The 10033-nt window shown below is 40.5% G+C and carries 10 protein-coding genes, 5 tRNA genes and 1 pseudogene; 15 read left to right on the top strand and 1 reads right to left on the bottom strand.

What is annotated here, in order from left to right; all coding sequences use genetic code 11:
* Window positions 1-42 precede the first annotated feature (42 nt).
* The 5 genes from HGJ98_RS14175 (at window position 43) to HGJ98_RS14155 (ending at window position 464) form a co-directional block, all read left to right on the top strand.
* Window positions 43-119, top strand: a tRNA-Lys gene (locus HGJ98_RS14175).
* Window positions 120-129: 10 nt separating this feature from the next.
* Window positions 130-204: transfer RNA gene (locus HGJ98_RS14170), tRNA-Gly, on the top strand.
* 9 nt (window positions 205-213) lie between these two features.
* Window positions 214-288 (top strand) — tRNA-Cys (locus HGJ98_RS14165).
* An 8-nt stretch (window positions 289-296) separates the two neighbouring features.
* Window positions 297-384 (top strand) — tRNA-Leu (locus HGJ98_RS14160).
* Between the two features lie 3 nt (window positions 385-387).
* A tRNA-Val gene (locus HGJ98_RS14155) sits at window positions 388-464 on the top strand.
* 60 nt (window positions 465-524) lie between these two features.
* Here the strand turns inward: HGJ98_RS14155 and HGJ98_RS14150 are convergent.
* The gene (locus tag HGJ98_RS14150) at window positions 525-1088 is read right to left on the bottom strand and encodes a GNAT family N-acetyltransferase (protein ID WP_291352057.1); all 564 of its coding nucleotides are present in this window, start codon (window positions 1086-1088) and stop codon (window positions 525-527) included.
* 179 nt (window positions 1089-1267) lie between these two features.
* Here HGJ98_RS14150 and HGJ98_RS14145 point away from each other — a divergent pair, with 179 nt between their 5' ends.
* The 10 genes and pseudogenes from HGJ98_RS14145 to HGJ98_RS14095 all read left to right on the top strand — a co-directional run bounded on the left by HGJ98_RS14145 (window position 1268) and on the right by HGJ98_RS14095 (window position 9927).
* Window positions 1268-1441: an aspartyl-phosphate phosphatase Spo0E family protein gene (locus tag HGJ98_RS14145; RefSeq protein ID WP_291352056.1), complete on the top strand. Its 174-nt coding sequence runs from the start codon at window positions 1268-1270 to the stop codon at window positions 1439-1441.
* Between the two features lie 310 nt (window positions 1442-1751).
* Window positions 1752-2918, top strand: coding sequence for a WYL domain-containing protein (locus tag HGJ98_RS14140; RefSeq protein ID WP_291352055.1), 1167 nt, complete (start codon window positions 1752-1754; stop codon window positions 2916-2918).
* Between the two features lie 22 nt (window positions 2919-2940).
* Window positions 2941-3897, top strand: coding sequence for a WYL domain-containing protein (locus HGJ98_RS14135; protein ID WP_291352054.1), 957 nt, complete (start codon window positions 2941-2943; stop codon window positions 3895-3897).
* A 39-nt stretch (window positions 3898-3936) separates the two neighbouring features.
* Window positions 3937-4353 (top strand): hypothetical protein, encoded by a 417-nt coding sequence (locus HGJ98_RS14130; RefSeq protein WP_291352053.1) that lies wholly within the window; start codon window positions 3937-3939, stop codon window positions 4351-4353.
* Window positions 4354-4583: 230 nt separating this feature from the next.
* The gene (locus HGJ98_RS14125; RefSeq protein ID WP_291352052.1) at window positions 4584-6074 is read left to right on the top strand and encodes a spore germination protein; all 1491 of its coding nucleotides are present in this window, start codon (window positions 4584-4586) and stop codon (window positions 6072-6074) included.
* Window positions 6074-7172, top strand: a pseudogene (locus tag HGJ98_RS22430) (endospore germination permease). The gene HGJ98_RS14125 and the pseudogene HGJ98_RS22430 overlap by 1 nt, the downstream one beginning before the upstream one ends.
* On the top strand, window positions 7162-7710 hold the full coding sequence (locus HGJ98_RS14110; protein WP_291352050.1) for a hypothetical protein: 549 nt from the start codon (window positions 7162-7164) through the stop codon (window positions 7708-7710). Before HGJ98_RS22430 ends, HGJ98_RS14110 begins: the two are co-directional and overlap by 11 nt.
* Window positions 7711-7748: 38 nt before the next feature.
* Window positions 7749-8279, top strand: coding sequence for a Ger(x)C family spore germination C-terminal domain-containing protein (locus tag HGJ98_RS14105; protein WP_291352049.1), 531 nt, complete (start codon window positions 7749-7751; stop codon window positions 8277-8279).
* A gap of 220 nt (window positions 8280-8499) precedes the next feature.
* Window positions 8500-9624 carry a radical SAM protein gene (locus HGJ98_RS14100; protein ID WP_291352048.1) on the top strand — a complete coding sequence of 375 codons (1125 nt, stop codon included), beginning with the start codon at window positions 8500-8502 and terminating at the stop codon, window positions 9622-9624.
* Between the two features lie 48 nt (window positions 9625-9672).
* Window positions 9673-9927: a TfoX/Sxy family protein gene (locus tag HGJ98_RS14095; RefSeq protein WP_291352047.1), complete on the top strand. Its 255-nt coding sequence runs from the start codon at window positions 9673-9675 to the stop codon at window positions 9925-9927.
* The last annotated feature ends 106 nt before the right edge of the window (window positions 9928-10033 follow it).

Here is a 10033-nt window from a genome sequence, read left to right as displayed (position 1 = left end):
CTCTGGCATTCGTAGGTTCGAATCCTCCCACCCCAGCCATTAGGGCCATTAGCTCAGTCGGCTAGAGCACCTGACTTTTAATCAGGGTGTCCCGCGTTCGAGTCGCGGATGGCCCACCAATAATAATCTGCGGGTGTAACTCAGTGGTAGAGTGTCACCTTGCCAAGGTGAAAGTCGCGAGTTCGAATCTCGTCACCCGCTCCATTAAATCCTGGCGGCATAGCCAAGTGGTAAGGCAGAGGTCTGCAAAACCTCTATTCCTCAGTTCAAATCTGAGTGCCGCCTCCAATTTATTAGCCGATGTGGCGTAACTGGCAGACGCACGGGACTTAAAATCCCGCGGACTTAACATCCGTACCGGTTCGATTCCGGTCATCGGCACCATATGGGTTTGTAGCTCAGTTGGTTAGAGTACCGCGTTGACATCGCGGGGGTCGGAGGTTCGAGTCCTCTCAAACCCACCATAATTTGTATAAAAACCCGCTATTTTGCGGGTTTTAGTGTTTATATAGGGCTTGGGTATTTTAGTTAAGCAATTTTAAAGTTGACAAATCCAATTCCATAACGTATCGATGATGTCCCTTACCAAATTCATCTTCACTCATTTTAATAATTTTGAACCCTAATTTATCTTTATACAAATGAATTGCCGCCGGGTTTTCTGTATTAACTGTTAAATCCATTTTATTAAATCCTTGTTCTTTTATGTTCAAACAAATTGAATGAAGAAAATGATAGCCTAATCCTTGTCCCTGGAATTCATCTGCTATCGCATAGTCAAATAGATACGCCTTATCAAATTCTTCCCAATCACGCATTAGAATGGCTATACCTATAATTTTCTTTTTGTTTTCTTCCTTAAGAATAAAAACATTACCATGCCGAATTTGAGGAACTAATCCCCATTCATCAATTCCTTGCTCGCTGAATATGTCTAGTTCAAAATTAACGATTCTTCTTAATAACGCTAAATTAAAGTCTTGAACTAAATAGATTTTTATATTTTCTTGGTCACCATCTAGATTTTCCACTACTTTTTGGGGTAAATCTTTTATTTCTTCTAACATTTCAACAACTCCTTGACTCATTCAAATTATGGTTATCATCCCCCCAAAAGTTATCATTTATAATCATAAATATGGTGGAATAGTTACTATATAGGATGGGATAAACAATGGAAGGTAAAACGAATTGTCAAGGCGGTCGATCGTGATTTAAATATAGACGGGGCATACTAAACACCGGAACTAATTGGGAGGTATAACTGATGTCTGAATTAGATAAAGTAGTAGACCAAATTGAAAAATTGCGCTCAAGCACGATCAAGGTACAAGAGGATAAATCTTCGGATGATCCAGAAGCTGTGGCAGCGTGCCATGAGTTGCATACTGCCTTAGATAGGTACCAAGAAATACTGATGAGAATACAAGAGAATGAGTGATTGGGATATGCAAGAGCCCTCGGTATTGGACTGGAAGTAATCAGTTAATCTGGGGAAAAGCGAATATATGGAATACTTGTGGGGATCCTGGAGCACTTTATGATGCGTCAGGTAAGCTCGTTTCAAGATTCTAACAAGAAGTAACGTAAAAAAGAGGCCAAGTTCTGGCCTCTTTTTATAGTTGTAAATAATAAGTTTGCATTGTGAGGAATTGCATATTTTTTATCGTTTGTAAGTTTAAAGATTATTATGCAGGAAAAGACTACCAGAGGTAGAACAATTACACTAAACAAACCATTGAGGTGACAAAATGGGTAAGTCTGATCTTCAATATCAATTGATTAAGACCCTGGCCTTTGCACCGTGGGAGTATACCGTTAAAACTTTGGCTGATCTTTTGGGGGTTAGTCAAATTACTTTAAATCGTAATTTAACGGAGATGGAAAGACGAGGTTGTAGTTTTATATTTGATAACCAAGAGCGCCTCTTTTTGCAGCAAACCGGTTGGGATGGTCTTAATCTTAAAGATGCGACTCTTCGGCAAATGGAAATTTTAAGATTTATTAGCGCCTATCCAAACGGGGTAAAGGTTACGGAGATTTACTCTCGCTTTAAGGACCATAAAAATGAGAAAACTATCGGCAGAGATCTAAAAGAACTGCTGCAACGACAGCTTATAGCCAATGATCAAGGGGTCTATGGGCTTAACGCCAACTTCGTGATCCCGCCTATCCAATTAGACGCAACGGAGAAGAGCTTATTGCTTGAACAATTGGCGGTGCAGCAGGAGATGTCCCCTCTTAAGGATGAGGCTAAATCGTTAACAGCCAAGCTGCATATTTCATTAAATATACCAAAAAATGATCAGGATACAGTTGTTGTTCATGGCCGCAGGCCTATCGAAGATTTAAGGCGCAGTCATTTCTGTCAGCGGTTAGAGGAATGTGCTCGGGCCAGTAAAAGAATCTTGATACTTTATCGTAAAAATGAGGGCGAAGTATCTGAGTTGGAACTAAATCCTCTCGGTATTATGTATCACTGGGGGTTAGATAACTGGTATTTAGCTGCCCAAGATAATGGTCAAGGAGGGAACATTAAAACTTACGCCGTTGATAAGATTCTTACAATCAAAGAACTGGGCGGAATTTTTTTAAGACCACCGAGTTTTGATTTAGAGGAGTGGTATAAGTATTCTTGGGGAGTTTACCGAAGCGGAAAACCTGTAAAAGTAGTCATCCGCTTTCATAATTACTATTCAACCATTAACCGAGTGAAGGCAGAACTCAGTATCCGGGAAACCTGTGTTTTACGAGAAGATGATGAGGGAATGATTATGGAAGATATGGTGGATGGGCTGGGAGAAATGGCTGTCTGGTTGAGAAGCTTCGGTCAAGGGGCCGAAGTCCTCGAACCACTTGAATTGCGTGAAGCTGTGATCAAAGATTTGGAACAGATGCTTGAAAATTATGGAGGATGATTAAATGGACCCCCATTTACACATGGAAAGAATCCTTGCTTTGATTGAAGCGGAGCCGGGTATTACGGGACAAAAAATTGCCGAAGCCTGTGCAGCGCCTTGGCCAATGATTAAGAACGATTTGGACACGATCATGTTAGCTGCGGCGAATCATATTCCGCTTTATACAGATCAAGACGAAAACAGCGAGCTTGATGATGACCTGGATGACATAGTCGGCGAAATTACCCCGGAGACAAAGTTTTATCTGGATACCTATAACAGAAAACATAGTCCCCTTCATTTGACGGTAGGTGAAGCACTTCAGGTCTTAAGCTCGGTTAACAGCGAGGAAAAACGTCCCACGCTGCTCTCTTTAAGGCAAAAGATCCTTCACAGCCTTGATTTAGATAGCCAGGGAACGTTCCGCTATATTAAAGGAAATATGACGACGGCTGCCGAGGTCGACAGTGAGGTATTAATTCTGATCGAAGGGGCGATTTCTAAGCGTCATCAAATCGGCTTTACTTATAATTCTCTTTCCATGACTGCAGACCCCTTGGGCCTAGTTTATTATTCCCGCTTGAGGCAGTGGTATCTTTCTGCAGTTAATGACAGCCTTATAAAGACCTTTAATGTAAGTAAAATTAAGGATCTCAAGGAACTTTCTAAATCCTACATATATCCTGAGAGTTTTTCTCTTAAAGCCGAGTTAGCTCCCCGCTGGGGGATAGAATTTGGCCAGCCCTTTAAAGTTAAAGTTCGATTCCTTAACAGGTCTCAAACATTTAACAAAGTGCGTAAGGATGTCGCCCATCGTGAGTGTAAGTTAACGGACGAAAATGGCGGCGCAAGCCTGTTGTATGAGGATACTATTATAGGAAGAAATGAGTTTTCTGTCTGGATTCTTGGTTTTGGCTCAGCAGCAACAGTACTGGAGCCCCTTGATTTGAGAGATGAAATTATCGCTAGGGTTAAAGCTGCATTAGGAAACTATTAGTAAGCTTTTCGCTATATATTTATAAGGGGGAAGAATTGTATGAACAAGATTAAAAAACTTGGTGTTATTGGATTAATTTGTTGCTTAGTATTTATTGTTATTAGTTTTATTTCACCTACAAAGTTATATGGTAAATGGTATTTATATAATGGGAGTGACATAAATACTGATTCTAATATATCAAAACAATTAAATCCGAAGGATTATATAGAAATTTCGGAAGGAACTAAAAAGGAATTTAGAAGTGATGGTAAAGGCGGAGTTGCTGAGTTTAGAGTAAGAGGAAGCAAGATATATAGTGGTGAAGCAATATTTAAGTATGACGTAAATAAAATTGGAGAACATAAAATTTTAGTTTTAGAATTAATAGGATATGATAATAGTCATTCAAAAGTAGCTGTTCAAAGTGGTGAGGAATACACATATGTACTTGATAAAAATATTAATTTTGAATAATAAAAACATATGATGAAATATTAATGCGTTGGTGAGATAGAAAATTCTCGCACCAACGCATTTCGTTTTTGAATCGAAGAGCGAGATATTGGTAGAGAAGTATTTTAGTAGGGGGGGCAGGAAAAGAGATGTCGTCTAAGGCCAGAATCTAAGGGATAATAGAATTGAATACGGGTAAACTTACAATTGTTAAAGTAGTAAGATCTAAGAACGAGGGAGAAGATAAATCTATGATTTCTGACCATAAACCCATCTCCGGTAGCATTGAGGATATTTTAGTTAACGTAACAAAGTATACTGGTAGTCCCTCAGATCTTATCATTCATCGTTTTACCACCGAGAACGAACTTGTAATGGCTGCTGTCTATCTTGAATCTCTGGCTGACATCAGCTTGCTAGGATCCCAGGTTTTTGAACCGGTTAATCAGTTTATCAGAGAAAAAAATGAGACTCTCACTGCTACTACAGTTGAACTGCTGATATCAGCCTCTGTAATCGATATATTTACGGATTTTAACGATGCGCTAGACGGGTTGATGGCGGGTCAAGCCCTGCTTATTCTCCCCAATGAAGGCAAGATTTTCGGTATTAGTCTTCCCGGATACCCACGCCGTCCTATTGAAGAATCAATTACTGAAAAAAACGTCCGAGGCAACAGGGAAGGATTTACTGAGGATATCAAAGATAATCTCAGTCTGATCCGACGTTGGATCAAAGACCCCAATCTGAGGGTAGAAAGCAAAATAATCGGGGAACGGACGAAGACAAAGGTGTTAATACTCTATTTGCTCGATGTAGCCAATCCTGATACGGTAATGGAAGTTAACAAGCGCCTAGAGAAAATCAGTATCGATGGGATCATTGACAGCGGTTATATCAGCGAAATGATCACCGATAATAGGTTAACCTTTTTCCCCCTAGTACAGGAAACAGAAAGGCCGGACAAAGTCGCCGCTTCGATTTTGGAAGGTCGAATTGCCATTATCGTGGATAAATCGCCTTTTACATTAATTGTACCCGCCACTTCCAATGAGTTTTACCAAACCCCCGAGGACTATTATTTTAACTACTGGATTGGATCGTTCTTAAGGTTGATTCGCTTTATCGGAACTGCAATGGCAGTAACTCTCCCAGCACTCTATACAGCGCTTATCTCAGTTAATCCCGAGCTATTGCCTTCCTTTTTGATTCAGGTCATTGCCTCTGGGCGGACCCAAGTGCCCTTCCCGGCAGTCATTGAAGTTTTTCTTACCTTACTGGTATTTGAGATTTTTCGGGAGGCCAGTGTCAGGCTGCCGGCCAATATCAATTTGATCATGGGGATAGGAGGGGGCATCGTTCTCGGACAGGCGGCTATCAACTCTGGAATGATTGCCGGAACCACCATCATGGTGGTGATTTTCACGTCCCTAGCTTCCTTTTCCACGGCTAACCCGTCCAAAGAACAGGCTTGGCGGCTTGCTAGGTACTTTTTGTTTTTTGCCAGCGGAGCTTTTGGGATACTGGGGTTGTCCATAGCAGGGCTGCTGATACTGGCCCATATGGCAAGTCTGAAATCCTTTGGGGTATCTTACCTAGCGCCCTGGGGACCGCCTTTGCCGATTGATATGGCGGACGGCTTTGGGCGTTTACCCTGGTGGGCCAGAAATAGGAGGCCTCCCACCTACCGTCCGCAGCAGGAGGACAGGTTAGGTAATACAGACAATGAGGAGGGCAAGTAATGCTCAAGGAAACGACTGGGATCGGACCAGGTTTACTTTTTAACATCATATTTTCGTCGCTTTACGGATTTGGTGTAATAAGCTCTCCGTATGTGGCAGCAAAATATATGGGTTCTAACGGGTACCTGGGTTTTATTTTGGCCATTATGCTAGCTATCCCAGTAGTTTTATGTGCAGTTCGGTTGGGTAAAAGGTTCCCCGGTAAGTCGATCATCGAGTACCTCCCCTTAGTTTGCGGAAAAATAATTGGCAAAGGTATTGCTGTCTTCTTCCTGTTGTTTTTACTCATTATTACCGTATGGGCCACGAGGCAAATTGCCGACTTGAATAACGCTTTTTTTCTAAACCGAACACCCCTCTGGGCTATTGCCACCATTCTTTTGTCCACCACGGCTTACATTGCTCACAAAGGGATTGAAGGTATAACTAGGTTGGCAGCTTTTATTTTTCCTGTAGCTGTGGTATTTATTTTCCTGTCCGCAGTCTTCTCTTTTCAGGGGTTTAAGCTTGATTACGTACGACCAGTTTTTTATACCCAGGGTTACCAACTGCCGTTGGGTGCTCTGCAAATGTTTTATATATTTTTCCCATTGACAGCCTTGTTTATGTTTTATCCATACCTGAAAAACGCAAAAAGGGTTTAAAACTATACTTGCGGCTGTCTTATTAGCAAGTACAGCGATACTACTATTTGTGGTCAGTGGAATAGGCACATACGGCGCGGCAGGTGTTTTGCGTTACTCCTGGCCTGTGATGGCACTTACTATGAAAGCAAACATACCCTACCTAATGCAAACTATAGGGCTCTTCTTTGTTGTCAGTTATTTATCACAAATCTGCTTGGCTATCGCAGGGTTATACTTTGCTTTGGCCCTAGCCACCACTCAGCTGTTGGGAATTCTTAATTATAAATGGTTTGTGCTGATCTGGTTTCCGATTATTATGTTTCTAATCATTGCTCCGCCAAGCGTTGTAGATATTCATTTTCTGTTTGAATATCTTCGTACTGCCGGTTTTATTGTTGTCTTTGGACTTCCATTATTTATCTGGCTTTTGGCAGCTTTGTTGAAGAGAGGGGATGCTTTCGGTGCGAAGTAAAATTATCGTAGCGTTATTACTAAGCTTAATTGTGCTTTTCAACGTGGGTTGCTGGGATGTGCAAGAGATCAATCTACGTGTGTCTACTAATGCCTTGTTTTTTGATGTGGACAACACGGGAAAAATAAAAATGGGCACTGTTTTTAGCGTGCCCGGCACGTTATTGCCACCTGTGATAGGAACTCAGCAGCAGTTCCAAAAACGAAATTATGTTATTACAGCGGAAGACGATTCCATTACCGAAGCGTGGACCAAATTACAAGCTAAATCGGAAAGAGATATTTATTTTGGGCAGCTGAGAGCAATTGTATTAACTGAGAATGCAGCCCGAGGCGATATTAACAACCTGCTGGATTTTATCGGCCGGATCCCGTATGTACCGCCTAATACCACTTTGCTAGTCACAAAGGCTGATCCCAAGGAACTTCTGGACATGAAAAACGAATCCAATAATATACCGGGCAACTATGTGGATCTGTTTTTTCAGACTAAGAGTAAAAAAACACTGGCTATACCTATTGACCTATGGAGAGTTTAGCCCAGCTGGATAATAAGACATCCGACCCGTATATTCCTATGATAAAAGCTTCTGAAGGGAGCTACGACATATCAGGGACAGCGCTTTTCTCTAATAACCATTATGTAGGGGAACTGGACCTTGAGGAAACGAAAACACTGGCTCTGATCAAGGGCTCTACCACTGGCTACCTGACTGTCCCGCTGAAAAGGGGTGATTATGTTGCCTTCAAGGATGTAAAGTCAAAAAATGATATTACCTTGGAACTTGACAATAATGGTAAAGTAACCTTCGGAATTAAAACCAAAGTTTCTGGAGTAATTGTTGAGACCAATCCAAGAAAAATGGAAATAACAGAAGAGGACAAAAAAGTTATCGTGAGTCATACGGAAGCAGAAATTCACAGAAGGATTAGTAACCTTTTCGTTAAACTACAGTCACTAAATGCCGACGCCGTGGGTTTAGGTGAAAAGTTCAGGGTAAAATACCCAGGAGAATGGCAAAAAAACAATTGGCACAAAATTTATCCTAATTGCCAGATTAATCTGGAGACTGGGTTTAGTGTAGATCATACTGGTCTGTTCAGGTAATAACGGAATCATGATAAAACCTAGCGATTAGGGGCGGGAAACTCCCTAGGCTATAATTAGGTACACTTTATGGGTACCTAATTATCTTTTCCAGTTAAGTCCAAGATGATAGGCTCAAGTCATGTAGAAGTAGTTGCACCAATCTTTATGAAACTCTATACTTAGAAAGTATTTAATTTATCCGGAAAAAAGATTTGCCATATATGAGGGAGGACATGTTATGAAAATTTCAAAGAAAGACGCGTTGATTTGGTTTGAATTCTTTTCAATATTGCCAGAGGATGAGGAAGTTATGTCAAAACAACAAGAAATCATTTACGCTACCTTTGCACAAATTGAGGCTGCGATTGATCATAGAAATGATATCTTAATGTCGGAAATCAGAGGCTTGAAAACTTTGGAGAATAGAACGTTTTTTGTGGGAAATGAAAGCAAATTCCCCAAAGGATGTCGTTCTTGTCTGTTGGGAACCGGTTTGAGTTCAATCAGGAAAACGAACAAATGTAACTTAGAGTGTAAGTTCTGCTATCATTATGGAGAACTGGATGATATTGTTCCGGTTGGCGAAGGCATGTGGGAAATCGGAGGCACAAAATTTTATGAGAAGGACATTGATTTACTTCTTTCCATTCAACAGAAGCCCACGGGCATTTCCTACGTTTATTTAGAGCCATTTATGGAAATTGAAAAGTACTATTCGGTTATAAAGAAATTTAGTGATGCAGGAATTTATCAACATCTCTATACGAATGGCACTTTAGCTACCGAAGAGACGTTAAAAGCTTTAGGTGAAGCCGGTCTTGATGAGTTGCGTTTCAACCTGGGTGCCTCAAATTGTTCGGACAAAGTGATTAAAATGATTGCAATAGCGAAAAAATACATTAAAAATGTAGGTATTGAAACCCCAATGACTCCTGAGTTCTTCGAAACTTTTTTCAAGAAGAAGCAAGCGATCTTAGAGACAAAACTCGATTTTATCAATTGTGCAGAGTTGCATTTAAATGCTAATAGCATAGATAATTATTACGGGGAAAACATGTATATTTCCAGACATGGCTATATATCTCCGATTTGGAGTAGGGAACTAACTCTCAAATTTATGAAACTAGCCGTTGAAGAAAGCTGGGATTTAGCAGTTCATGATTGCTCAAACTATACGAAATTTGCTAGAGGTTTGAATTTTAGTGGCAATGAGGGTAAGTGGGTCGGATCCAGTAACTATACCTGTGAGTTTTTCAGGATACCCTACGAAGTATTTTTGCCCATACTTCGGGATGACAAGTTTAAATTTTTAAGTGAAGAGGAATTGCCTACTGGCTATAAAGCAGGAGAGTTGGTTTTTTAGAGGTAGTGACGATCGACTGCCAGAACGTTCTTTAATGGGAGAGTAGCTATGACTGAACTATCTGCATTACCTAATATTGGAAAAACAGTTGAACAACAATTAAATCAAGTTGGGATAAAAACGAGTAGACAGTTAAATGAGGTAGGAAGTAAGAAAGCTTGGTCGAAAATAAAAGGTATCGATGATTCTGCGTGTTTAAATAAGCTATATGCTTTAGAAGGCGCTATACAGGGAATTCGATGGCATAATCTATCAGAAGATATAAAAGTCGAATTAAAAGAGTTTTATAAAAGTTTTAAATGAATCTACTTTGACACAGATAATCGACAGCGCAGTACAATTCTTGAAGATCGGTTTATGACGGCTTTACGACAAGCACGATCTATTGTAAGCAGTTGTACCTGTGGTG

The organism is Desulfosporosinus sp., assembly GCF_014237355.1.
Lineage (GTDB): Bacteria > Bacillota > Desulfitobacteriia > Desulfitobacteriales > Desulfitobacteriaceae > Desulfosporosinus.
Note: the sequence above shows the minus strand (reverse complement) of the source record. Positions and strands in the feature narration are given on the sequence as shown.

What these genes read in the sequence shown, in the direction of transcription:
- HGJ98_RS14150 (WP_291352057.1), bottom strand. Translation starts at nt 1,088, where the DNA reads ATGAGTCAAGGAGTTGTTGAAATGTTAGAAGAAATAAAAGATTTACCC.
- HGJ98_RS14145 (WP_291352056.1), top strand. Translation starts at nt 1,268, where the DNA reads ATGTCTGAATTAGATAAAGTAGTAGACCAAATTGAAAAATTGCGCTCA.
- HGJ98_RS14140 (WP_291352055.1), top strand. Translation starts at nt 1,752, where the DNA reads ATGGGTAAGTCTGATCTTCAATATCAATTGATTAAGACCCTGGCCTTT.
- HGJ98_RS14135 (WP_291352054.1), top strand. Translation starts at nt 2,941, where the DNA reads ATGGAAAGAATCCTTGCTTTGATTGAAGCGGAGCCGGGTATTACGGGA.
- HGJ98_RS14130 (WP_291352053.1), top strand. Translation starts at nt 3,937, where the DNA reads ATGAACAAGATTAAAAAACTTGGTGTTATTGGATTAATTTGTTGCTTA.
- HGJ98_RS14125 (WP_291352052.1), top strand. Translation starts at nt 4,584, where the DNA reads ATGATTTCTGACCATAAACCCATCTCCGGTAGCATTGAGGATATTTTA.
- HGJ98_RS14105 (WP_291352049.1), top strand. Translation starts at nt 7,749, where the DNA reads ATGATAAAAGCTTCTGAAGGGAGCTACGACATATCAGGGACAGCGCTT.
- HGJ98_RS14100 (WP_291352048.1), top strand. Translation starts at nt 8,500, where the DNA reads ATGAAAATTTCAAAGAAAGACGCGTTGATTTGGTTTGAATTCTTTTCA.
- HGJ98_RS14095 (WP_291352047.1), top strand. Translation starts at nt 9,673, where the DNA reads ATGACTGAACTATCTGCATTACCTAATATTGGAAAAACAGTTGAACAA.